The organism is Curtobacterium sp. NPDC089185, from assembly GCF_040685235.1.
Lineage (GTDB): Bacteria > Actinomycetota > Actinomycetes > Actinomycetales > Microbacteriaceae > Curtobacterium > Curtobacterium citri.
Genome location: NZ_JBFBHK010000020.1, coordinates 15,918 through 39,089, shown reverse-complemented (window position 1 = coordinate 39,089; position 23,172 = coordinate 15,918). Strand labels below are relative to the sequence as shown.

The 23,172-nt window shown below is 73.6% G+C and carries 17 protein-coding genes and 1 tRNA gene; 7 read left to right on the top strand and 11 right to left on the bottom strand.

Annotated features, from left to right (window positions below):
• Positions 1–105: 105 nt before the first annotated feature.
• Complete coding sequence (locus tag AB0N84_RS14880) at positions 106–1,533, bottom strand: glucose-6-phosphate dehydrogenase (protein ID WP_363547706.1); 1,428 nt, start codon at positions 1,531–1,533, stop codon at positions 106–108.
• 81 nt (positions 1,534–1,614) lie between these two features.
• On the opposite strand from AB0N84_RS14880, the gene AB0N84_RS14875 reads away from it, so the two are divergent.
• The 3 genes from AB0N84_RS14875 to AB0N84_RS14865 all read left to right on the top strand — a co-directional run bounded on the left by AB0N84_RS14875 (position 1,615) and on the right by AB0N84_RS14865 (position 7,128).
• A complete protein-coding gene (locus AB0N84_RS14875; RefSeq protein WP_363547703.1) occupies positions 1,615–2,769 on the top strand; it encodes a Gfo/Idh/MocA family oxidoreductase in 1,155 nt (384 codons plus the stop codon).
• A gap of 56 nt (positions 2,770–2,825) precedes the next feature.
• Entirely contained in the window at positions 2,826–4,640 is a 1,815-nt protein-coding gene (locus AB0N84_RS14870; protein WP_363547701.1) for a thiamine pyrophosphate-requiring protein, read from the top strand.
• A gap of 112 nt (positions 4,641–4,752) precedes the next feature.
• A complete protein-coding gene (locus tag AB0N84_RS14865; RefSeq protein ID WP_363547698.1) occupies positions 4,753–7,128 on the top strand; it encodes a bifunctional UDP-sugar hydrolase/5'-nucleotidase in 2,376 nt (791 codons plus the stop codon).
• A 254-nt stretch (positions 7,129–7,382) separates the two neighbouring features.
• On the opposite strand, the gene AB0N84_RS14860 is transcribed toward AB0N84_RS14865, so the two are convergent.
• From AB0N84_RS14860 to efeU, 3 genes are read right to left on the bottom strand one after another with little or no spacing between them, the layout of a single operon-like run.
• Positions 7,383–8,663, bottom strand: a complete 1,281-nt coding sequence (locus tag AB0N84_RS14860) for a Dyp-type peroxidase (protein ID WP_363547695.1) — start codon at positions 8,661–8,663, stop codon at positions 7,383–7,385.
• Positions 8,660–9,910 (bottom strand): iron uptake system protein EfeO, encoded by a 1,251-nt coding sequence (gene efeO / locus AB0N84_RS14855; RefSeq protein ID WP_363547692.1) that lies wholly within the window; start codon positions 9,908–9,910, stop codon positions 8,660–8,662. The genes AB0N84_RS14860 and efeO overlap by 4 nt, the downstream gene beginning before the upstream one ends.
• On the bottom strand, positions 9,897–11,489 hold the full coding sequence (gene efeU / locus AB0N84_RS14850) for an iron uptake transporter permease EfeU (protein ID WP_363547689.1): 1,593 nt from the start codon (positions 11,487–11,489) through the stop codon (positions 9,897–9,899). The genes efeO and efeU overlap by 14 nt, the downstream gene beginning before the upstream one ends.
• 69 nt (positions 11,490–11,558) lie before the next feature.
• Between efeU and AB0N84_RS14845 the strand changes: the two genes are divergently transcribed.
• Together AB0N84_RS14845 and AB0N84_RS14840 are read left to right on the top strand one after the other, a co-directional pair.
• Positions 11,559–12,332: a trimeric intracellular cation channel family protein gene (locus tag AB0N84_RS14845; protein WP_363547686.1), complete on the top strand. Its 774-nt coding sequence runs from the start codon at positions 11,559–11,561 to the stop codon at positions 12,330–12,332.
• A gap of 232 nt (positions 12,333–12,564) precedes the next feature.
• Entirely contained in the window at positions 12,565–13,227 is a 663-nt protein-coding gene (locus AB0N84_RS14840; RefSeq protein WP_182047383.1) for a TetR/AcrR family transcriptional regulator, read from the top strand.
• A 169-nt stretch (positions 13,228–13,396) separates the two neighbouring features.
• Here the strand turns inward: AB0N84_RS14840 and AB0N84_RS14835 are convergent, their stop codons facing one another.
• The 5 genes from AB0N84_RS14835 to AB0N84_RS14815 form a co-directional block, all read right to left on the bottom strand.
• Positions 13,397–15,745 (bottom strand): DUF3488 and transglutaminase-like domain-containing protein, encoded by a 2,349-nt coding sequence (locus tag AB0N84_RS14835; RefSeq protein WP_363547683.1) that lies wholly within the window; start codon positions 15,743–15,745, stop codon positions 13,397–13,399.
• Positions 15,742–17,073: a DUF58 domain-containing protein gene (locus AB0N84_RS14830; RefSeq protein ID WP_363547680.1), complete on the bottom strand. Its 1,332-nt coding sequence runs from the start codon at positions 17,071–17,073 to the stop codon at positions 15,742–15,744. Before AB0N84_RS14830 ends, AB0N84_RS14835 begins: the two co-directional genes overlap by 4 nt.
• On the bottom strand, positions 17,073–18,065 hold the full coding sequence (locus AB0N84_RS14825; protein WP_363547677.1) for an AAA family ATPase: 993 nt from the start codon (positions 18,063–18,065) through the stop codon (positions 17,073–17,075). Before AB0N84_RS14825 ends, AB0N84_RS14830 begins: the two co-directional genes overlap by 1 nt.
• A gap of 189 nt (positions 18,066–18,254) precedes the next feature.
• Positions 18,255–19,289: a sugar phosphate isomerase/epimerase gene (locus tag AB0N84_RS14820; protein WP_363547674.1), complete on the bottom strand. Its 1,035-nt coding sequence runs from the start codon at positions 19,287–19,289 to the stop codon at positions 18,255–18,257.
• On the bottom strand, positions 19,286–20,515 hold the full coding sequence (locus AB0N84_RS14815; RefSeq protein WP_363547671.1) for a Gfo/Idh/MocA family oxidoreductase: 1,230 nt from the start codon (positions 20,513–20,515) through the stop codon (positions 19,286–19,288). Before AB0N84_RS14815 ends, AB0N84_RS14820 begins: the two co-directional genes overlap by 4 nt.
• A 121-nt stretch (positions 20,516–20,636) precedes the next feature.
• On the opposite strand from AB0N84_RS14815, the gene AB0N84_RS14810 reads away from it, so the two are divergent.
• Positions 20,637–21,638: a LacI family DNA-binding transcriptional regulator gene (locus AB0N84_RS14810; protein WP_363547668.1), complete on the top strand. Its 1,002-nt coding sequence runs from the start codon at positions 20,637–20,639 to the stop codon at positions 21,636–21,638.
• Between the two features lie 23 nt (positions 21,639–21,661).
• Here AB0N84_RS14810 and AB0N84_RS14805 read toward each other — a convergent pair whose 3' ends face one another.
• Entirely contained in the window at positions 21,662–22,672 is a 1,011-nt protein-coding gene (locus AB0N84_RS14805) for a glycosyl hydrolase family 18 protein (RefSeq protein WP_363547665.1), read from the bottom strand.
• A 100-nt stretch (positions 22,673–22,772) separates the two neighbouring features.
• Positions 22,773–22,875 (bottom strand) — tRNA-Pro (locus AB0N84_RS14800).
• A 71-nt stretch (positions 22,876–22,946) separates the two neighbouring features.
• Between AB0N84_RS14800 and AB0N84_RS14795 the strand changes: the two genes are divergently transcribed.
• Positions 22,947–23,156: a hypothetical protein gene (locus AB0N84_RS14795; protein WP_363547662.1), complete on the top strand. Its 210-nt coding sequence runs from the start codon at positions 22,947–22,949 to the stop codon at positions 23,154–23,156.
• Positions 23,157–23,172: the final 16 nt, after the last annotated feature.

Below are 23,172 nucleotides of genomic sequence, written 5' to 3'. Positions count from 1 at the left end.
CACCCCCGCCGCCGGGCCCCCCTGGTGGGCGCCCCGGGCGCGGCCCCCGGGGCGGGGGGGGGGGGGGGGGCCCCGCGCCCCCCCCGCCTCCCGTCCGTCACCGCATCAGCAGTCGATGTTGTCCCACGTCTCGGGACCGGCCGACCCCGCCGCGTACTCGTCGAGCGGGGTCTCCCCCGCTCGCCAGGCCTGCAGGAACGGCTCGACGACCTTCCACCCCTGCACCGCGCTGTCGCCGCGGACCGACAGGGTGGCGTCGCCCTCGAGCACCCCCGCGAGGACCTCGCCGTACGCGCTGAGGCGTCCGGGGTTGAACGTCGTCGTCAGCGAGGTGTGGTCGATCGTGTACGGGTCGCCCGGGCCGTTGACGTTGAGCTCGAGCTGCATCTCGTCCGGGGCGATCCAGATGCGGAGCTTGTCCGGCCGCTCGGCGCCGGACAACCCGTTCGGCACGTGCGGCGAGTCCTTGAACGTGATGACGATCTCGCGCCGCTGCTGCTCGAGCGCCTTGCCGGACCGGAGCGTGAACGGCACACCGGCCCAGCGCCAGTTCGCGACCTCGAGGGTGAGCTGGGCGAGCGTCTCGGTGCCGAGCGAGGGGTCGACGCCGTCCTCGTCGACGTACGAGGGCAGCGAGCGCTCGCCGATCGTCCCCGCGGTGTACCGGGCGCGCTTGCCGGCGGCCACGACGTCGCCGCCCCACGGGCGGACGGCGCGGAGCACGAGCTCCTTCTGCGTGCGGAGGTCGTCGGCGTCGATCGAGGCGGGTGCCTCCATCGCGACGACGGCCATCACCTGCAGCAGGTGGCTCTGGATCATGTCGACGAGCGCGCCGGCCTTGTCGTAGTAGCGCGCCCGGCCCTCGAGCCCGAGGGTCTCGTCGTAGACGATGTCGACGCGGGAGACGTGCTGCGACGACAGCAGCGGCTCGATGATGCGGTTCGCGAAGCGCAGGCCGAGCAGGTTCAGCACGGTCGAGCGGCCGAGGAAGTGGTCGACCCGGTGGATGCGCTCCTCGGGGAGGAACGAGTGCAGCACGTCGTTGAGCTGCTCGGCGCTCGCGGCGTCGGTGCCGAACGGCTTCTCGAGCGCCAGGCGCGTGCCCGACGGCAGGTCGAGGTCCTTGAGCACCGCGCAGCTCTTCTCGGTCACGGCCGGCGGCAGTGCGAAGTAGATCGCGGGGTCGTGCTCGCACGCGGCGAGCAGGCTCGTCAGGTCGTCGGCGCTGGTGACGTCGGCCCGGTGGTAGCTCGAGGCCTCGACCACGGCGACGAGGCGTGCGCTGAGCCGCTCGCCGCCGTCGTCGTGCGCACCCTCGTCCTCCTCGTTCTTCGACGCCTGCGCGTTCTCGAACGACGTGCGCACCTGCGCCTTCCAGTCGGCGTCGGAGATGTCCTCGACGCCGGCACCGACGAGCTGGACGTCCCAGTCCTCCTTGACGTCGAGGAGGGTGGCGAGACCCGGCAGCAGCAGCCGCTTGGACAGGTCGCCGCTGGCACCGAGGATGAGCAGGCTGGTCTGGAGGCTCGACATGCCCCAGACGGTACTCATGCCGTCCGGCGCGTGGCCGGGTCGCGTCGCTACGGTGGGTGCAGTCCGGCGCGAAGGAGCACCATGAGCAGTGGGTACGGAGGGCGACGCCTCCGCGTCGCCGTGGTCGGGACGGGCATGATCGCCGGGGTGCACGCCCGGGCCGCCCGGGCGGCCGGGGCCGAGGTGACCGGCGTGCTGGGACGCACCCCCTCCCGTTCCGAGCGGGTCGCCGCACAGCTCGACGTGCCGCGCGGGTACGCCTCGCTCGACGAGGTCCTCGCCGACGCGCCGGACGTCGTGCACGTCTGCACCCCGAACGACCAGCACCACCCCCAGGCCCTCGCCGTGGTCCGGGCGGGCGTCCACGTGGTGTGCGAGAAGCCCCTGGCGATCGACGCCGCGCAGGCGTCCGAGCTGGTCGAGGCCGCGCGTGCGGCCGGTGTCGTCGCGACCGTCCCGTTCGTGTACCGCTACCACCCGGTCGTCCGCGAGATCCGGGCGCGGATCGCCGCCGGGGAGCTCGGGCGTCTGCTCGCCGTCCACGGGCACTACCTGCAGGACTGGATGCTCGACGAGGACGCCTCGTCGTGGCGGGTCGACGCCGGCGCCGGCGGACTGTCGCGCGCCTTCGCCGACATCGGCTCGCACTGGTGCGACCTCGTCGAGTTCGTCACGGGCGAGCCATTCGCCGCGGTCTCCGCCGCGACCGACGTCGTCCACCGGACCCGACCGGCGGCCTCCGGGCCCTCGTTCTCGGGCTCGCCGGACGCGGACCCGCTCGCCGACGCGACCCGGCGCGCGGAGGTGACGACCGAGGACACCGCGGTCGCGACGTTCCGCACCGACGCCGGTCGCATCGGCAACGTCGTGGTCTCGCAGGTGTCCGCGGGGCGGAAGAACCGGCTGTGGTTCGAGGTGGACGGCACCCTCGGGTCCGCGGCGTTCGACCAGGAGCAGCCTGAGTCGGCCTGGTTCGGCACCGAGCGCGGGGCGCAGATCGTCGTCCGCGACCCCTCGCAGGGGTTCCCGGACCAGCGTCGTCTGGCGGTCGTGCCGGCCGGGCACCCGCAGGGCTACCTCGACGCGTTCGCGGCGTTCGTCGCCGACACGTACGCGGCGGTGCGGGGCGAGGCGCCGGAGGGCCTGCCGACCTTCGCCGACGGCGCCCGCGCGGCCCGGGTGATCGACGCCGTGGTGGCCAGCGCGGTCGACGGGACGTGGCGCACCATCGGGTGACGAGCGGCCGGTCGCGGACCTGAACGCGTACAGGATCCGACGAGCACGGTGGTCGCATGAGCACCACCGTGAGCGACTTCGTCATCGACCGCATCAAGGCGTGGGGCGTCTCCCGCGTGTTCGGGTACCCCGGCGACGGCATCGGTGCCTTCGACGGCGCCCTGGGCAAGGCAGACGGCAGCGAGCGCGAGCTCGAGTACGTCCGCCCGACCCACGAGGAGATCGCGGCGCTGATGGCGACCGCCCACGCGAAGTTCACCGGCGAGGTCGGCGTCTGCGTCGCGACGTCGAGCCCCGGGGCCTTCCACCTGCTCAACGGGCTGTACGACGCGCAGATGGACAACCAGCCCGTCGTCGCGATCGTCGGGCAGCAGGGGCTCGCCTCGATCGGCACGTTCACGCAGCAGGAGTCGAACCTCGAGCGCGTGTTCGCCGACGTCGCCTGCTACGTCGAGACGGTCGCGACCCCGGACGCGGTCCAGGTCGTCGTCGACACCGCCTTCCGCACGGCGATGCTCCGCAAGCAGCCGGCCGTCGTCGTGCTCCCCCACGACGTGCAGGCCATGGCGTACGAGGCTCCCGCCGCCGAGCACTGGGTGTCGCGGTCGAGCGACGCCGCCCCGTCCACCCGGATCGTCCCGCCGCAGGACGAGATCGCCCGCTTCGCCGAGATCCTGAACGCCGGCGAACGTGTCTCGCTCATCGTCGGTGCCGGGGCCCGCGGTGCGACGGACCTGGTGCTGGCCGTCGCCGAGAAGACCGGTGCCGGCATCATCACCGCGCTGCGCGGCAAGGACGTCGTGCCCTCCGACGTGCCGTACCACACGCAGCAGGTCGGGCTCCTCGGCTCCCGTCCGAGCCTGACGCAGGTCAAGGAGTGCGACACGATCGTGCTCCTCGGGTCGAACTACCCGTACGGCGAGTACCTGCCGGCGAGCGGCCAGGCCCGCGGCGTGCAGGTGGACATCAAGCCCGAGCAGATGGGGCTGCGGTACCCGACCGAGCTCAACCTGTGGGGCGACGTCGGCGCGACGCTCGAGGCCGTGCTCCCGCTCCTCCGCGACAAGCAGGACACCGCGTGGCAGGACAAGCTCGCCGACCAGATGCGCGAGTGGGAGGCCGAGATGGACCGCCAGGCCGAGGTCGCTTACGACGACGGAGTGAACCCGCGCCGGGTCATCCGCGCCGTCAACCAGCGCCTGCCCGAGGGCGTCACGGTGACGTGCGACGCCGGCACCACGGCCGACTGGTACGGCCACCACATCCGGTTGCGCCGCGGCATGCACGGTGACATGTCCGGACGACTGGCGACGATGCTCGCCGCGATGCCCTACGCCGTCACGGCGAAGTTCGCCTTCCCGGACGCCCCGGCCGTCTGCACCATCGGCGACGGTGCGTTCCAGATGCTCGGCATGAACGAGCTCATCACGGTGAAGAAGTACATGGCCCAGTGGCCGAACCAGCAGCTCGTCATCGTCGTCATGCACAACGACGACCTCGGCCAGGTCTCGTGGGAGATGCGGACCGAGGACGGCAACCCGATGTGGTCCGGCTCGCAGGACGTCCAGACGATGGACTACGCCGGCTACGCGGAGCTGCTCGGGTTCACGGGCATCGCGGTGCACCGCGACGACGAGGTCGAGGCCGCGGTCGAGCGCGCCTTCGCGAACCCCGGGGTGACGCTCATCGACGCGTACGTCAGCCGGAACGTCCCGCCCCTGCCGCCGCACATCACCGCCGAGTACGCGGTCAACACGGCCAAGAGCCTGCTCAAGGGCGACCCGGCGGAGCTCGGCGTGATCAAGGACTCGGCGAAGGCGATGGCCGCCGAGGCCGTCGAGCGGGTGAAGGGCGCCCTCGGCCGCGACTGACCCGACGGTTGTCCCCCGATCGGGAGGATCGTCCCCCGTGGTGTGAACAACACGTGACGTGTCGGGCCGGGGCCTGGCGTGTTGTCTGTGGGATTTCGTAGGTTCATCGCCGATGAACGCTCACTCCTCCCCGCGCCGCCGGCGCCTGGCCGGGGCCTCGGCCCTGGTCGCCGCCGGCGTCCTCACCGCCCTCACCGTCCCCTCCGCGGCACTCGCCGCCGAGGGCGACACCACCATCGACATCCTCGACGTCAACGACTTCCACGGTCGCATCGAGTCCGAGGGCACCGCCGCCGACAAGGCCGCCGGTGCCGCGAAGCTCGCCGCCGTGGTGCAGTCCTACCGCGAGTCCAACCCGAACACCATCTTCGCCAGCGTCGGCGACAACGTCGGCGCCTCGACCTTCACGTCGCTCATCCAGCAGGACGCGCCGACGATCGACGCCCTCAACGCGATGGACCTCGACGTCAGCGCGATCGGCAACCACGAGCTCGACAAGGGCCAGGACGACCTGACCGGACGCATCGAGGACCGCGCGCAGTGGCCCTACGTGTCGTCGAACATCGTCGAGGCGGGCACCACCGACCCGGCCTTCACGCCGTGGTCGATCGTCGAGCGAGGGGGCGTCAAGGTCGGCTTCATCGGCGCCACCACCGAGGACCTCATCCCCGGGCTCGTCAGCCCCGGCGGCGTCCAGGGCCTGGCGATGGCACCGATCGTCGGCCAGGTGAACCGCTACGCCGACGAACTCACCGACGGCAAGGCCGACAACGGCGAGGCCGACGTGCTCGTGCTGCTCGTCCACGAGGGCGCCACCACGGGTGCGCTCGCGGACGCCACCGGCACCGGCGCCTTCGGGAAGATCACCTCGGGCGTCTCGTCGAAGGTGTCGGCGATCGTGTCGGCCCACACGCACGCGACGTACAACCACTCGATCCCGGGTCCGGACGGAACCGTCCGTCCGGTGATCCAGACCGGGTCCTACGGCGTGAACTACGGCCACCTGCAGCTCACCGTCGGTGCCGACAAGGAGCTGAAGTCGATCACGTCCGAGGTGCAGTCGGTGAACGGCTCCACGCGCGTGCCGGCGGACCAGACCTCGGTGCAGGAGGTGAGCGGCATCGTCACCGCGGCGAAGGCGAAGGCGGACGTCGAGGGCGCGAAGAAGCTCGGCGACATCACCGCCGACCTGCGTCGTGCCGTGCAGTCGGACCGGAAGACCGAGAACCGCGGTGGTGAGTCCGTGCTCGGCAACTACATCGCCGAGGTGCAGCGGTCGGCCACGGAGCGCCAGGGCTCGCAGGTCGCCTTCATGAACCCGGGCGGTCTCCGGACCGACATGCTGTTCGCCTCGAGCGGGGCGGGCGACCCCGACGGGCAGGTCACCTACAAGGAGGCCGCGCTCGTCCAGCCGTTCGCGAACACCCTCGTCACCGAGGACATGACCGGGCAGCAGATCAAGGACGCCCTCGAGCAGCAGTGGCAGCCGGACGGCCTCGAGCGTCCGTTCCTCAAGCTCGGCGTCTCGGACGGCTTCGCGTACACGTACGACCCCGACGCCGCCCGTGGCGCGCGCATCACCGGGATGACCCTCGACGGCGCCCCGATCGCGCTCGACGACACCCTCAAGGTGACGGTGAACTCGTTCCTGTCGACCGGTGGCGACAACTTCGCCGCCTTCGCCTCGGGGACGAACAAGGCCGACTCGGGCACCGTCGACCTGCAGGCCCAGGTGGACTACTTCGTCGCGAACCCCGTCGTCACGCCGCCGAGCGACCAGCGTGCCGTGGGCGTCGTGACGACCCCGGTCCCGGCCGCGGGCTTCCAGCCCGGTGACGAGGTCTCGGTCGCCCTGTCGTCCCTCGTCTTCAGCAGCGACGACCCCGCGGCAGCCGGCTCGGTGTCCGTCATCGCGGGCGACGTCCTGCTCGCGGAGTCCCCGATCGACCCCACGATCGTGGACAAGCGCGACGAGCAGGGTCGCGCGACCCTGACCTTCACGGTCCCCGAGGGCACCGTCGCCACGCCCGCTGACGCTCGTGCCTCGGCACTCGCGGTCGCTCCGACCGCGACCGCTCCGACCGTGACCACCGACGAGCCGCTCGTCGTGACCCTGCCGAACGGTCAGACGATCACCCTCGCCGTCACCGTGCCGATCGAGACCGCCGCCGAGCCGACGGACCCGACCGACCCGACGGACCCCACCGACCCGGGCACCCCGGGTGCCGGTGACCCGACCGCCCCGGGTGCGGGCCTGCCGGCCGACGGCACCGGCACCGGCACCGGTACCGGTACCGGCGACGTGGACGGCGACGGCGTCGCCGACGGCGTCCGTCCGGGCACGGCCGGTGGCGACCTCGCCTTCACCGGCGCCGACCTGGTCGCCCCGGGCATCGCCGCCGGTGTCCTGCTGCTCGCCGGCACGCTGGGCCTGGTGCTCGCCCGCCGGAAGCGCGCCGAGCGCGAGGCGACGGTCCTGACGGACTGACACCGCGCCTCCCGGCCGACGACAGGCGACGGGCCGTCCCACCTCGGTGGGGCGGCCCGTCCCGCTGTCCGCTGCCGGAAGACACGGCCAGTTCCACCGGTCCGCGAGGTACGCTCGCCCTGTCGCATCGCGACGCGTCGCGCCGGGTCGCCCCCCAGGGCCGGACGGTGGTTCCGTCCGTCGACTCCGCGACGCGGGTGTCCTCCGTCTCCAGGGAAACGACGGAGGACACCCACCTCAGCTCCGCGGGCCGGTCAGCGGAAGAGCTGCTCCCCGACGTACGACCCCTTCCGCGGCGCCGGCGGGACGGCGAAGACGCCGGACCCGATGTGCGACACGTACTCGTTCAGACGGTCCGACGCCCCGAGCTTCCGCTGCAGCCGCGTGAAGTGCTCCGGGTCGGTCGTGTAGGCCGCGAAGAGCAACCCGGCGTCGAGCTGGCCGTACTGGTTCAGCCCGTCCGTGTAGTTGTAGCCGCGGCGCAGGATCTTCACGCCGCCGTTGTTCTCGTGCGCGGCGAGCGCGACGTGCGACCGCGGGTCGATCGCGGTCCCGCCGTCCGCACCGGCCCCGTGCGCGGCGGCGTGGAAGTCCGGCGTGGTGTGCTCGGTCCCACCGGAGAGCGGGGCGCCCTCCACCTTCGTACGGCCGAAGACCCGCTGCTGGTCGCGCACGACGTCGGCGTCCCACGTCTCCAGGTTCATCCGGATCTTCCGGACCACCTGGTACGTGCCACCGGCCATCCACCCGGCGTCGTCGTCGAGCCAGACGAAGCGGTCGTACTCCTCGTCCGTCGAGACGTTGCGGGTGCCGTCCTTGAAGCCCATCAGGTTCCGCGGCGTCGACTGCGACGGACCGGCGGAGGCCCGGCCGAAGCCGATCACCGTCCACCGCACGGTCGCGGTCCCCCGGGCCATCCGCGCCAGGTCGCGCACGGCGTGGTACGCCACCTGCGGGTCGTCGGCGCAGGCCTGCAGCGACAGGTCGCCACCGGTCAGGCCGTCCTCGAGCGCGTCGCTCGGCAGGGTCGGGATCGCCGCGAGGTGCGCCGGGCGCTTCGCCGCCAGCCCGAAGCGCTCGTCGAACACCCCGGGGCCGAGGCCGACGGTGACCGTGAGGGACGCGGGACCGAGGTCGAGCGCTTCCCCCGTGTCCGCGCCGACGCCCTCGCCGTGCGCGGGCTCGACGCTGCCGATCGTCCGCCCGGCCTGCAGCTGCGCGATCGCCGCCGACCACCGGGCGAGCAGCACCTGCAGCTCGGTGGCGGTGGAGGCGGTCAGGTCGAACACCATGAACACGCAGTGCCGCTGCGGGGTCGTCCGGATCCCGCCCTGCGGCTGCCGTGCCGCCGACGCGTAGAACGGCACCTGCTGGGAGAGGTCGATGGACTCGTCGGCGTTGCCGGCAGCGGCGAACGGGTCGACCCCGGTCGCCACCGTGGCCCCGGCGACACCTGCGACCGCGCCGACGCCGGCACCGGCCGCGGCGAGCCCGGCGCCGAGCAGACCACGGCGCGAGAACCGTGACGCGGTCACGCCGTCGCGACCTTCTCGGCCAGGCGGGACAGCGGGTCCTGCAGCGCCTGGACCTGCTGCGAGATGCGGTTGGCGTCCTCCGCCTTCGCGGCGGCGTCCCACGTGCTGAAGCCGCCGAGGGCGTTCGCGTCGCGGAACCCGTCCATCATCGTGTTCGTCGCGTCGAACTGCGCGGCGATCTGCTTCGTGAGGGCCGGGTCGACCTTCGTCAGGCCGGGCTTGAGGTACGCGAAGGCCTGCCTGGCGCCCTCGACGTTCGCGGCCAGGTCGACCAGGTCGATGTGGCTGTACGCCTCCTCCTCCCCGGTGATCTTGTTCGACTGGACCTCCTCGAGCAGCCCGGCGGCGCCGTTCGCCAGGTCCTCCGGCTTGTAGTGCAGCGTCGGCACGAGCTTCGCGAGGAGCTGCACGTTCGCGGTCAGGTCGGCGGCGGTCCGCTTCGTCGATGCCGTGATCGCGCCGGCCTGGAACAGGTCCTTCTCGACGGCGTGGAACCCGCTCCAGCCCACGGCGGCGTCGAGGTTCGACTGCCGCATGTCGACGAGGTAGTCGAGGTTGCCCGCGTTGTCGGTGGCGCTGTGGCCCTGCTTCACGAAGCCGTCGACGTCGCTCTCGACGTGCTCGTAGAACGGCCGGGCGGCCGCGTAGTCGCGCTTCGCCGCGTCGAGGTCCCCGGCGTCGACGTCGGTCTGCAGCTGCCGGACGGCGGTCACCATGTCGGTCACCTGGCCGTCGACGTAGGTCGCGTAGCCCGTCGCACCGTCGGCGAGCAGGGTCGCGGCGCTGCTGTTCGCGGTCGACGCCGCCTTCCCGGTGACGGTGAAGTCGGTCAGCTCCTCGGCCGCGCCGGGGCAGTACACCTGGTACTCGCCGCCGGTCAGGGTCGCGGTGAAGCGGACGGGGTCGAGGCCCGGGGCGAGGTTCTCCTTCTCGCCGAGGATGCGCTGGTCCTGCAGGAGCTCCACCTCGGTGATGGCGGTGGACGACTCGTTGTGCACGGTGAACGTGACGGGGCCCGCGGGGACCTTCGTGGTCGACACGGCGCAGGCGTCGGAGCCGTCGTTCGTCAGCGTGATGGTGACGCGGGACACCTGGCCGGTGCCGCCGGACGCGTCGTCGGCCGGTGTGCTGCCGGCCGAGCACCCGGTCAGGGTCAGGGCAGCGGCGACACCCAGGGCGCCGAGGGCGAGCAGGGGTCGGGCGGTCGTCGTGGCGGTCGGGGTCGTGGGGGTCCTACCGAACGGCATGGTCGAGGCTCCTCGCTGGGACGTCGGCGGGCGGGCCGCGCGACGGGTCGGTTCCGGGGATGGTGGTCGTGGGGGTCCGGACGCGGCGCCTGTCGCGGGCCGCGAGCGCGGCCTGGGCAGCCGCCGCGACGAGCAGCGCGAGCGGTAACCAGGCGTTCCAGAGGCGCAGCTCGGCCGCACGCGTCTGTGCGGCGGCGAGGTCCGTCGCCGCACGGTCCGCGTCGGCGGGCGGGACGGTCCAGACGTCGCGGTCCAGCGTGGTCGTCCGGGCGGCCGGGAGGCCCCCACCGCGCAGCGTGAGGACGTCGCGTTCCGAGCGGGTCGCCTCCAGGACGCCGCCCCGCACGGTCGTGAGGGTCACGGTGTCGCGGACGGTCCAGTCGGCGGCGAACGGGCCGGGGTTCGTCGACGGGGAGACGCCGACCGGGACCCGGCCGAACAGCCCGACGAGCTGGTCGAGCGTCAGCGAGGTCGGTCGGTCGGTGGCCGGGACGTCCTCGGTGACCTGCCACTGGTCGGCACCGGTGCCCGCGCGGGCGACGCGACGGTGGACCGACGCGGGCAGGGTCGTCCGGTCCTCCCGGCCGCGGCCCGCCACCCGGAGGACCGCCGCGTCTCCGTCGACCGACGCCGTCACGGAGCGCGCGTCGCCGGTGACGGCGACCGTGCGGGGCAGGTCCGCGCCGCCGCCGGAGGGCCCGGCGACCGCGAGCACGACGGCCGTCGCGGCGAGGGCGGCGGCGAGGACGGCGCGCACCCGCGGGACGCGCTGCGGCGACGGACGCCAGGCGCGCGGCCAGAGCGCGACGGCGAGGACCGGGACGACGTAGAGGACCCAGCCGAGCACCTCGACGACGCGCGGGTCGGCGGGGATGCCCAGCACCCCGGTGACGAGCGCGCCGCGGACCGAGCCGTTCGGGGCGAGCCAGCCGAGGTCGACCGTGCGCTGCTGGCCGATGACGAGCCACCCGGCCTCGTGCGCGTGGCGGAGCGCGGTGAGGACGAGGCCGCCCGCGACGAACACGAGGAAGACGCCCGTGACGGTGAATAACCGGCCGAGGTCGAGCCGCACGCCACCGGTGTAGATGCCGTACCCGATGAGCACCGCCACGGCGATGCCGATCACGGCGCCGAGGGCCGCGGTCCCGGTGTCCGTCGACGCCTGGAAGGTCGCGAGCAGGAACACCGCGGTCTCGAAGCCCTCCTTGAGGACCGCGAGGAACGCCATGCCGGCGAGGGCCCAGGCGGTGCCGCGGCCGAGGGCTGCGGACGCGCTCGCCTGCAGGTCCCGCGAGAGGGTCCGCGCGTGGGTCCGCATCCAGACCACCATCCCGGTCACGAAGACGACCGCGACGGCGCCGATGACGGTCTCCATGCCCTCCTGCTCGGCCTGCGGCAGGGCCTGCTCGACGAGCTGCAGGCCGAAGCCGACGGCGATGCTCAGGGCGACCGCGACGCCGACGCCGGTCCACATCGGGGTCAGCGGAGCGCGGTTGCGACGGAGGAACGCGGCGATGATGCCGACGATGAGCGTCGCTTCGAGGCCTTCGCGGAGGCCGATGACGAGGGTGGCGATCATGGCGAAGGTGAGGCTAACCTAACCATCCGCCGCACCGCCACCTCCGTGACGTGGGGTTTGATTGTTCTCATGAACCTGCTGACCCCCGAGGGCCTGGCGTCGGTCACGAACGTGCTCGACCTCGCCGGCGTCTTCGCCTCGGCCCTGCTCGGCGGTTCGCTCGCCCGCACCATGGAGTTCGACCTGTTCGGGTTCCTCGTCGTCGGGTTCGTCTCCGGGCTCGGCGGCGGCATCCTCCGCGACACCCTGCTGCAGAACGGCCCACCCGTCGCGCTCGTCGACCCGCTCTACCTGCCCGTCGCGATCGCCGGGTCGCTCGTCGCCTTCTTCGTGTCGTTCTCCGAGGTGACGTGGGACCGCCTGTTCACCGTGCTCGACGCGGCGGTCATCGGCTTCTGGTCGGTGGTCGGCGTGCAGCGGACCTTCGACGCGGGCCTCGAGTGGCCGGCAGCGATCATCATGGGCACGGTCACCGCGGTCGGCGGCGGGGCCATGCGCGACCTGCTGCTGCGGCGCGTCCCCGCGGTGTTCGGCGGGAACGCGCTCTACGCCACGGTCGCGGTCGCCGCGTCGGCCGTGATGGTCGTCGCCTCGCACCTCGGCTCCCCCACCATCGGCATCGTCGCCGCCATCGTGCTCTCGCTCGGGCTGCGGTACGGCGCCGTCAAGCGGGGCTGGGGCCTGCCGAACGGTCGCGAGTGGCAGCCGAAGTCGACCCTCGGGTCCCTGCTGCAGCGCGGGCGACGTCTCCGGCCGGACGCGATCCGGCTGCTCCGTCGACCCGGCAGGCGCACCGGGCGGGGCAGCGTGCGGAGCGACCGCGAGCCGTCCGACGACGCCTGAGCCTGCCCCGGGGACTGTGCTCCGGAGGTCCCACGCGCTACCATCGCTACCGCCGGGTATCCACCCGGTGACCACGTCGACGACCACACCGACACGACCCGAACGTGCCGGTCGGGCCACCGACGTGGCCGGGGGCTTCGCTGGTGCCGCGCGTGTGCGCAGCGCGCGGCGCGGCAGGTCCCCGACGGTCGCCCCGCAGCCCGGAGCGCCCACACCCCGCACGGTCACCCACGTGCGGAGATCGACTGCACGGCACACCACCGCGACGATCACGGATCAGGACCACATGGACGACGACGCCACCTCCCCCACCGCCAGGACCCCGCGCGCCGAGGTCCGGGAGCGCCTGCTCGCCGCCGGCGCCGACGTGTTCGCCGAGTCCGGCGTGCACGGCGCCCGGCTCGACGACGTCGCCGCCCGCGCCGGGTTCAGCAAGGGCGCCGTCTACTCGAACTTCTCGTCGAAGCAGGACCTCGTCGCCCAGGTCATGCAGCGCTCGACGAACATGGTGCTCGCGTCGCTGCAGGAGGTGGTGCGCGTCGACATCGCGGCCACCGACATCGCCGACGTCGTCCGTGCGGCGTTCGGCGGGCACGACCAGGCCCGGCAGTTCGCGCTGCTCTGCGAGTTCCGCGCCTACGCGACCCGCACGCCGGAGGCGATGCCGGAGTTCGTCCGGCAGCGCCGCGAGCTGCAGGACGGCGTGCTCGACCTGGTGCGGCTCTGGTTCGGGGCGCACCCGGAGGTCGCACCCGCGATGCCCCTGGAGGACTTCGCGATCCTGCTCGTCGGCGCGAACGTCGGCATCGTGTTCGACGCCCCCGCGCTGCCCGGCGTCCACCCGGGCGACGTCATCGCCGGCATCGTCGACGCGGTGGTGCGCCCGCGGCGCTGACGCGCGCGGGAGCGGGGCGCGGAACGCGCCCCGGCTCGGCCCGGCCGCACAACCGGAGGCACGTCGCGCCACGGAATCCCGTGGCGCGAGCCGCCCCACGTTGTGCGTGGGCACCATGCGCCGCCAGCCGCGGCCAGCGCCCGCGGGCGCGCCCGCGCGCCGCGCGCGGCTACGCCGCGCGCCGCCGCCGGCCCTCGTGCGACCACGCGGACGAGGGCAGCAGGCTCGGCGGGAACAGCCGCGACCGCACCACGCGCGCCCGCGGGACGGACGCGTCGAGGGCGACCCGCGCCTCCAGGACGGCTCGTCGGAGCGCAGTCCCGTCCACCGCTGCCGCGCCGTCCGGTGCGAACCGTTCGACGTCGACGGCGTCGACCACCGCACGGAGGTGCGGCAGCACCGCCGGCGGCAGCGTGCCCGACAGCCGGCCGAGCACCGCGCGGGCCGTCCTGGCCGCGGCGGCCGGGTCGTCCGGCGGCGCGACGCCCGGGGCGTAGCCGTGGTCGGCGACGTCGTCGAGGACCTCCCGCCAGGCCTGCACGGCCGGCGACCGGCCCGCCCGGATCGCCGCCAGCCGCTGCCGACGACGCAGGGCGCGGACCAGCCCCGGAGCGACGAGCACCGCGAGCAGGAGCACGAGCCCGACGAGGACGCCCGCGGGCCCGGAGCCCGGACGGTCGGACGCGGCCGCGGCACCGGGGGCGGCGGACGCCGAGGGCGTCGGGGTGGCCGTCGCCTGGTCGGTCTCGGTCTCGCCGGGATCGGGGAGCGGGGTCTCCGAGGGCGCGGGTGCCGGGGTCGCCGAGGACTCGGTACCGGCCTGCGCGGCTGCGTCGGAGTCCGGCGTCGGCTCGAAGGACACCCACCCCGCGCCGCGGATGTACAGCTCCGGCCACGAGTGCAGCTGCCGGTTCGACACCGTGTACTCGCCGTCCTCGGTCTGCTCGCTGCTCGCCCGGTAGCCGACGGCGATGCGCGAGGGGATGCCGAGCGAGCGCGCCATGACCGCCATCGAGGAGGCGAAGTGCACGCAGTAGCCCTCGCGGACGCGCAGGAACGTGTCGATGACGTCCATGCTGTCGCCGTCGTAGCCCTGCTCCACCGGGGCGGTCTCCGAGTAGGTGAAGAGGTCGCTGCGGAACCACTGCTCGAGCGCCCGTGCCTTGCCGTAGTCGCCCTGCGCACTGCCCGCCACCCGCTCGGCGGTCGTCCTGATGTCCCGCGGCAGGTCCTGCGGCAGGGACAGGTCGGTCCGGAGCTGCGCCGCACTCGGCTGCGTGAACCCGCGGTTGCCCGCGCGTCCGAGGATGCCGGACGCGGCGATCGCGTCGAGGTACTCACCGGAGGAGGTCGACGCCCCGAACACCTGGTAGGTCGACCCCCGCTGGGTCGTGGGGCCGGTCGACCGGATCGTGTTCGAGTCCCCCATCCACCGCCACCGGGTCAGGTCCAGGTTCGTGGACTGCGACTCGACGGACACGGCACCCGCGGGCACCGGCAGGTAGTTGCTCGACAGGCCGGTGACCCGGACGGTCAGGTCGCCCCGGCTCGCGAGGCGCGGGTTCACCCCGACGGCCCACTGCTGCTGGTCGGCGGTGTCCGACGTGCTCGCGTCCGTCACGGTCGGGACCCAGTCGCCGGTGCCGAACTCGTCGAGGTCGGCGAGCTTGAGGTACTCCGGCTGCCCGTCGGCCGTGCGGTACCGCAGCACCTCGAGCTCGTTCGGCTGCCGCAGGTCCCGCCCCAGCTCGAGCAGGGTGCCGGGACGGCCGGGCTGGATCGGTGACTGCAGGGATCCGGTGACGCCCGACAGCCAGCTCGCGTTGAGCGGCACGAGGGCGGGCAGCCCGACGGCGACGACGAGCCCGACCGCGCCGACCACCGTCGCGGGGAACGCCCGTTGGACCGGTCGCACCGACAGCCAGAGGAGTCCGAGGAACGCGGCTCCGACCAGGACCACGAGGACTACCGGGGCCGGCTGACCGGTGACGACACCGGGCACGATGAGCACCACCAGGGCGGGCACCGCGGCCAGTGCCACGGTCGGCGCCACGGCGGCGAGGAAGAGCGACACCCCGGCCACCCAGCCGATCGCGACGGTGACGACGAGTCGGACGGCGTCGGTCTGGAGCAGCGGTGCCGGGTTGAGCCGGATCGCCGCGAGTGCCTCGCCGAGCGCGCCCCCGCGGTCGAGCCAGCCGAGCGGGTGCACGTCGTTGACGACCGCCGCGACGCAGGACCCGAGCACGAGGGTCGTGACGAGGGCGATGAAGCGGACGCCGGGCGCCCGCCGGCGGACGGCGAGCACGACCCCGACGAGCACGGCGGTGAAGACCACGCCGGAGACCCACCAGAGGGTGCCCTGCACGAGCGGCCGCATGGACAGGGCGGCGATGAGCACGGGCAGCGGCGCGAGGGCCACGACCCACGGGCTCGGGACGTCCGACCGCTCGGTGGGGCGGTCGTCCGCCGGCGGCCGGGAGCCGGCACGGACCCGCTCGGTCGTCGAGGCGCTCACCGCGTGCTCCCCGGGTTCTGCGCCCCGGCGACCGGCACGACGAGCGTGCGCCATCCGGCCCGGTCGAGGATGCCGCGCACCACCGGGTCCGGCGGCACGATGGTCGCGAGGATGCCGCGGCTCGACCCGCTCGTCGCGGTGACGAGCTCGGCGGCCTGCTCGGCGGTGCAGCGGCCCGTGACGACGGCGGTCATGCCGTGCACGTCGCGTCCCCGCACCTCGGGCAGGACCTCGGTCACGGGTCGGGCGTCGGAGCGCACGCGGACGTCGGCGAGTCCGACGAGCACGTCGGTCAGGCTGCCGGCGTCACCGGTGTGCCGGGAGGCACCCGTCGCGTCGGCGCTGACGAGCACCACGCGCGAGGTCCGCGCGCTCAGCGCCCGTGCCACGCTCGCCGCCACGACGACGGCGTGCTCGAACGCGGCGTCGCCGCCGAGGTCGGACAGCTCGGCGAGGTCGTCGCGCCCGAGCGCCTGGTACGACTCCCGCCGGACGTCGATCGCGATGACGGCCTCCGGGGGTTGTGCCTGCGTGGTCTGCCGGACGTGGAGTTCGCCGCGTCGGGCGCTCTGGGCCCAGTGCACGCGACGGATCGGGTCGCCCTGCCGGTAGGGACGGAGCTCGCTGTCGTCGGCGGAGCCGCCCTGCCCGACGCGGCCCTCGTCCGCGGACACGGCGCCGGCGAGCGCCCCCGTGTCGATGGCGGTGAGGGTCGTGGACGCCGGCACGACGACGACCTCCTCCGCGGGGACGACGGGACGGTCGATGCGCAGCAGGCCGAAGGGGTCCTCGACGCGGATCGTCACCGGGCCGACGAGGGTCCGGCCGCGGTGCATCGCGAGCGCCTCGACGTCGAGGACCGCCGGGGGCTCGTGGGGCCCGACGAGCGCGTACGTCTCGGCGTCGGACACGCTCGCGAAGGCGTCCTCGAGCTGTTCGCGGACGAGCAGCGTCGTCCGCGGGCCGATCGGCAACGAGGTGCCGCGCAGCGTGATCCGCTCGCGGTACACCTCGCCGACCTGCACGACGGCGCGCGCGGTGGCTCGGGTGGCGCGGAGCGGGGCGGCCACCACGAGCGCCATGACGACGCCGAGCAGCAGGAGGACGAGCAGGAGCAGCCCGGCGGAGACGGCGATGCTGGTCGTGGCGACGAGCCCGCCGCCGACCAGCGCGATCCCCGAGCCGAGCACGGTCCAGCCGCGGGCGGTCGGTCGCGGGAAGGGAGTCCGCCGCAGCAGCCCGGCGGCGCGTCGGCCGTACCGGACCGCCCACGACCGCACCGCGCCGGTCCGCAGCGCGAGCGTCGAGGGCCCTCCGCCGTCGGACATCAGGACCGGACGGCAGCCGCGGCGAACGGCACGGCGGTGTCGGAGACGATCCGGACCACCACGTCGCGCGCGGTGTCCTCCGTCCCGCCGCCGAGGCCGCGGGCGACCGGGACGAGGCGGTGGGCGAGGATCACCGGTGCGAGGCGGGCGACGTCGTCGGGGGTGACGAACGGGCGGCCGAGCAGTGCGGCGTGCGCGCGGGCGGCCTGCGCGAGGTGCAGCGTCGCACGCGGGCTCGCGCCGAGCGTGAGGTCGGGGTGGGAGCGGGTGGCGCGGACGATCGCGACGATGTACGCCTCGACGTCGGGTGCGACGTGGACGCCCCGGACGGTCTGCACGATCGCGCGCAGGGTCTGCACGTCGACGATCGGCCGCAGCGCCGACAGCGGGTCGCGGACACCGCGGTCGGCGAGCATCTGGCGCTCGGCGTCGGCGCTCGGGTAGCCCATGGTGATGCGCGCCATGAAGCGGTCGCGCTGTGCCTCGGGCAGCGGGTAGGTGCCCTCCATGTCGATCGGGTTCTGCGTCGCCACGATCATGAACGGCGCCTCGAGCGGCCGGGTCACGCCGTCGACGGTGACCTGCGACTCGGCCATCGCCTCGAGCAGCGCCGACTGGGTCTTCGGGCTGGTGCGGTTGATCTCGTCGCCGATGACGACGTTGGCGAACACCGGTCCGGGCGAGAACCGGAAGGTCCCGGAGGACTGGTCGTAGATGTTCACGCCGGTCACGTCGGACGGCAGCATGTCGGACGTGAACTGGATGCGGTTGACCGAGCCGCCGACCGAGGCGCCGAGCGCCTTCGCGAGCACGGTCTTGCCGACGCCGGGCACGTCCTCGACGAGCAGGTGGCCCTCGGCGAGCATGACCGTGAAGGCGGTGCGGATCGCGTCGACCTTGCCGTCCACCACGGTGGACACGGCCGCCACGACGTCGTCGCCGACCGCTCGGACGCGCTCGATCGGGAAGGACTGGTCGGTGGGGTCCTGCACGCAGGCCTCCTCGTCTCGGGACAGGTGTCGTGCATGCTACAACGGCGCGGTGACAGGGACCGGGGGATGCGTCACCTGTCATCCGGAAGGCACACTGCGGGCCTCGCCACGCGCCCGGATCGCGCCCCGACGACGGACGGGAGGCGCGGTGCGGGCCCGCACCGCGCCTCCCGTCCGGGGACCGTCACGTCAGGACGCGGGGTCGCCGACCGGGGTCGCACCGTCCGCCGCGACGCGCGCCGCCTCGGCGGCGAGCAGCACCGCCGCGGCGACCGCGACGCCCTCCTCGCGCCCGAGCTCGGTGTCCTCGTGCTCGATGTTGACGAGCATCTCCGGGTCGACCTCGTGGAGTGCCTGCAGGAACGCCGTCCAGTACTCGGTCGGGTGCCCCTTGCCGAGCGCGACGAAGTCCCACGACGACGGTGACGGCCACGCGTTCGCCCACTCGTCGCCGCCGAGGTTCGTGCGCGGCTCGTCCGGCGAGAGCCGGCGGAAGGAGTTGTCGAGCACGCCGTTGAGCGCCACCGACGGGTTCACCCGCACGTCCTTCGCCGCGGCGTGGACGACCAGCGGCCCGAGCTCTCGGACCACCGCGACCGGGTCCATCTGCTGCCAGAAGAGGTGCGACGCGTCGAGTTCCACGCCGATGTTGGTCAGCCCACCGCGGTCGACGAGCTCGCGGATCGTCGCGACGTTGAACACGAGGTTCTGCGGGTGCAGCTCGAGCGCGACCCGCACCCCGTGCTCCCGGGCGAGCGCGTCGATCTCCTGCCAGAACGGCACGGCCACGTCCCACTGGTGCTCGAGGACGTCGAGGGCCGCGGAGTTCCACGCGTTCACGATCCAGTTCGGCCGCGTGCCGCCCGGCTCACCGGCGGGCAGGCCCGACATGGTGACGACGCGGGTCTGGCCCAGGCGGGCGGCGAGACGGATGCTGCGCCGGACGTCCTCGGCGTGCGCCGGCCCGATCGCGGGGTCCGGGTGCAGCGGGTTGCCGTTGCAGTTGAGCCCGGCGATCGAGACGCCGGTGCCCGTGAACTGCGCGAGGAACGCGTCGCGGGCCTCGTCGTCCTCGAGGATCGCGTCGACGTCGGGCACGTGCACGGGCGGCAGGAACCCGCCGGTGTTCAGCTCGATGCCGGTGAGGCCGTTCGCCGCGACCACGGCGAGGGCGTCCGCGAGCGGTCGGTCGTGGAGGACCGCGTCGTACAGTCCGAGCTTCATGCGTCCTGCTCCTGGGTGCTCGTGGGGACGGTGCTGGTGGGGACGGTGACGGCCGTGCCTCCGGCGGCGGCGGAGCGTGCCACCGCGTCGAGGACCTCCATGTTGTGGACGCCGTCGTCGAAGGTCGCGTTGCGGGGCAGCGGGTCCGCGACACCGGCGACCTCGTCGAGGAACGCGCGCGCCTGGTACTCGAACATCTGGTTCTGGCCCCAGCCGACGCCCGGGGCGTCCATCGCCATGCCACCGGCGACGTAGGGATGGTCCGGGCCGAGCACGACCTGGCGGTACCCGCCCGTCCGCGATCCGTCGGCCTGCAGCGCGAGGCCGATCTCCGACGGGCGCTCCTGGTCCCAGCGCGCGGCGCCGTGCTCGCAGGACACCTCGACCACGAGACCGTTCGGGTGGCTGGTCGCGACCCGCGAGACCTCGAGCGACCCGACGACGGAACCGTCACCGAAGCGCGCCGAGAACGTGGCGTAGTCGTCGTTCTCCACCGCGACCCGTTCGCCGGTCAGCGGGACGTCCTGCCCGCGCAGGGCGAACCCCGCGGCGACCGGCCGCTCGGTGACGGCGGTGGTGAAGGTCCCGCCGCTCACGCTGACCACCGGACCGGCGAGGAACTCCGCGACGTACGTCAGGTGCGAGCCGACGTCCGCGAGCGCGCCCGTCCCGGGGGCACCGGTGAAGCGCCAGGAGGTCGGGACGTCCGGTGAGGCGCCGTAGTCGGTCCAGTACCGGCCGGAGACGTGCAGGACCCGGCCGAGGGTGCCGTCACCGACGAGCTCGGCGATCGCGGCGAGCCCCGGTGCACGGCGGTAGGTGAACCCGGTGCGGGCGACGAGCCCGCGACCGGCGGCACGTCGGGCGGCCTCGGCCATCGCGCGGGCGTCCTCGAGCGAGTCGGACAGGGGCTTCTCGCACAGCACGTGCTTGCCCGCGTCGAGCAGCCCCTCGACGACCTCGCGGTGCAGGTGGTTGGCGACGACGACACTGACGACGTCGACGTCGTCCGCAGCGGCGACCGCCCGCCAGTCGGTGTCGTGCCGCTCGTAGCCGAAGCGTCGCGCGGACTCCTCGGCGACGGGCTCGTACGCGTCGCACACCGACACGAGCCGCACGGGCGGCAGGGTGGGTGCGAAGAGGGACGGTGCGTTGCGCCACGCTGCCGCGTGCGCCTTCCCCGCCATGCCGGCGCCGATGACGGCGACGCCGATGCTGTCGACCATGCGTGCTCTCCTTCGAGACGTGAGGTGCCGTTCTGGAACGTTCCAGAACGCAGTAGACTGTACCTGTCTCCCGCCATGTCCTGTCAAGCACCTGGCTCCCGACGTCCGATCGGAGTCGCCCGTGTCCCACCGCCCGCCGACGATCATCGACGTCGCCGCCCGCGCCGGGGTCTCGAAGTCGCTCGTGTCGATGGTGCTGCGCGACGACCCCGGTGTCTCCGCCGCACGCCGCACCGCCGTGCTCGCCGCCGTCGAGGAGCTCGGCTACCGGCCGAACCGCGCCGCCGCGATCCTGGCGGGCACGCGGACCCGCACGATCGGCGTCGTGGTCGACGACTTCCGGAACCCGTGGTTCGTCCCGATGCTCGACGGCGTCCGGACCGCACTCGCCCCGCACGGGCTCCGGCTCACCGTGGCGGACACGCAGGCGAACGCGCACCTCGGCACCTCGCCGCTCGACGACCTGCTCGCACTCCGCGTCGACGGTGTCGTCCTGGCCGCCGAGGGATCCGCCGACACCGTCGTCCCGCCGGACACCCCGGTGGTCGTCGCGGGCGAGCGGGCGACGGTGCCGCCGGGTCTCGACGTGGTCGCCTCCGACGAGGCCGCCGGCGGCCGACTGGCGACCGAGCACCTGCTGTCGCTCGGGCACCGGCGCATCGTCCACGTCACCGGGTCGGGAGGCCCGGCTGCCGCCCGGCGCGCGGCCGCCGTCGAGCGGATGGTCGCTGCGGGGGCCGTCCCGCTCGTGGTCGGCGACGGTCCGACCGCCGAGTCCACCGGGTACGAGGGGACGCGGCGCGCGCTCGCGGAGCACCCGGGGACGACCGCGGTCTTCGCCGCGAACGACGTCATGGCGATGGGCGCGATCGCCGCGGTGCGGGACGCCGGCCTCCGGGTCCCCGAGGACGTGTCGGTCATCGGGAACGACGCGACCCCCCTGGCGTCGTCACCCCTGGTCCGGCTCACGACCGTCGACCCGCACAACGACGAGGTCGGGCGGCTCGCGGTCGAGCGACTGGTGTCGCTGATCGGCGGTCCGACGGCCGGGCCCGCACCGACGCGGACCCTCGTGCAGCCGTCGCTCGTGGTGCGCTCGACGACGGCGCCGCCGCGGGCCTGAGTCGACCCGGCACCGTGCTGCCGTCAGGCGGGCAGCGCCTGCGTGCCGAGGGACCAGTACGCGACCCCGTGCAGCCCGAGGTCCCGCGCCAGCGCCACCCGCGCCCGGTACGACCGGGCGTCCGACCAGTGCAGCTCGCGGCCGTCGGCGAGCGTCGCGGACCACTCCCCCGTCCGGTCCGACCACCGCGCAGCGTCGCCGGCGAGGTCACGTGCTCGCGCGGGCGACACCTGGCCCGCGTCGTCGGAGCCCTCGTCGGTGCCCCACACGTACCCGTAGCCGGCGATCCCCAGGTCGATGCGGTCGGCCGGGAGTCCCTCGTGCTCGGCTGCACGGACGACCCGCTCGGCCCAGGGCAACGCGCCGACCGTGCCCGGCTCGCTCCACGGCCCGTGCTCGTCGTACGTCATGAGGACGAACCGGTCGACGTGCTCCGCGAGGGCGCGGAGGTCGTAGCCGGTGTCCCGGAAGCCGGACGCCGACGTGGAGGCCATCACGGCCATCGAGACGTCGGCGTCGTCCCCGAGCCCGTCGTGCACGGCTGCCTCGAGTACTGCGGCGAAGGCGACGAGTCCGGCGCGGTCCCGCGCGCGCAGGGACTCGAGGTCGATCTGCACGCCGTCGAGGTGGTGCGCCGCGGCGACGGCGGCGAGCTCGTGGGCGACGTGCTCGCGGGCGTCCGGATCGCCGAGCAGCGCCGTCCCGGTCTCCGGGGAGAAGTCACCGAGCGACTCGGAGTAGTTGCTGACGAGCAGTTCGGTGCCGGCACCGCCAGCGGCCGCGGCACGGGTCAGCTCGTCGGTGCCCTCGGGCAGCGGGTGCAGTGCGGCACCGTCGTCCGTCAGGGTGACACCGTCGATGCCGATCGTCACGGCGTGCTCGGTCGCGGCGGTCACCCGCGCGGCGAGTCCGTCCCCGGGCTCGGCGTACGCCTCGACCACGGGGCGGGACGACCCGGTCGCTCCGGCACACCCGGTGAGCGACACACTCGCCAGCACGACGACGGCGGCGGTGAGGACGGATCGGCGGAGCACCCGGCAACGGTAGCCGACGACGAACTCGGGCGACGGGCCGGGGATCACGAGCCCGGCACAACGACGAGACCCCCGCACCGGGCGGGGGTCTCGTTCAGTGCGGAGACGGAGGGATTTGAACCCTCGCGGCCTTCATTCCTAGCGATGAAGATCGCCCGGATTTGGCATCGTCGTGAGGATCCTGCCGCCTGCGATCGTCCTCCAGTTGAGAGCCGTTCCACCAAGTTGTGGGCGATTCGTGGGGCCCGACAACGGGCTGCGTACGCTTCCCTCCATGGACGTAGAGCAGAGGGAAGTCGAGTGGAAGCTCACGTACTCGATCCCCAACTTCGCGAAGGTTGTCGACCTGTCCGTCACGACCGTCCGTGAGGCCATCACCCGTGGTGACCTCGTGCCTTCGTACCCGGCGAAGATGAAGCCGATCGTTACCCGAGAGGAGGGGATCAGGTGGCTGCGGAGCCTTCCGCACGAGCCGCGGCGCTAGTGACGAAACGACGACG

Bases quoted from the DNA above. Each gene is read 5' to 3' on its own strand.
- AB0N84_RS14865 (WP_363547698.1), top strand. From the start codon at position 4,753: ATGAACGCTCACTCCTCCCCGCGCCGCCGGCGCCTGGCCGGGGCCTCG.
- AB0N84_RS14875 (WP_363547703.1), top strand. From the start codon at position 1,615: ATGAGCAGTGGGTACGGAGGGCGACGCCTCCGCGTCGCCGTGGTCGGG.
- AB0N84_RS14815 (WP_363547671.1), bottom strand. From the start codon at position 20,515: ATGGTCGACAGCATCGGCGTCGCCGTCATCGGCGCCGGCATGGCGGGG.
- AB0N84_RS14820 (WP_363547674.1), bottom strand. From the start codon at position 19,289: ATGAAGCTCGGACTGTACGACGCGGTCCTCCACGACCGACCGCTCGCG.
- AB0N84_RS14830 (WP_363547680.1), bottom strand. From the start codon at position 17,073: ATGTCCGACGGCGGAGGGCCCTCGACGCTCGCGCTGCGGACCGGCGCG.
- AB0N84_RS14795 (WP_363547662.1), top strand. From the start codon at position 22,947: ATGGACGTAGAGCAGAGGGAAGTCGAGTGGAAGCTCACGTACTCGATC.
- AB0N84_RS14845 (WP_363547686.1), top strand. From the start codon at position 11,559: ATGAACCTGCTGACCCCCGAGGGCCTGGCGTCGGTCACGAACGTGCTC.
- efeO (WP_363547692.1), bottom strand. From the start codon at position 9,910: ATGCCGTTCGGTAGGACCCCCACGACCCCGACCGCCACGACGACCGCC.
- efeU (WP_363547689.1), bottom strand. From the start codon at position 11,489: ATGATCGCCACCCTCGTCATCGGCCTCCGCGAAGGCCTCGAAGCGACG.
- AB0N84_RS14870 (WP_363547701.1), top strand. From the start codon at position 2,826: ATGAGCACCACCGTGAGCGACTTCGTCATCGACCGCATCAAGGCGTGG.
- AB0N84_RS14880 (WP_363547706.1), bottom strand. From the start codon at position 1,533: ATGTCGAGCCTCCAGACCAGCCTGCTCATCCTCGGTGCCAGCGGCGAC.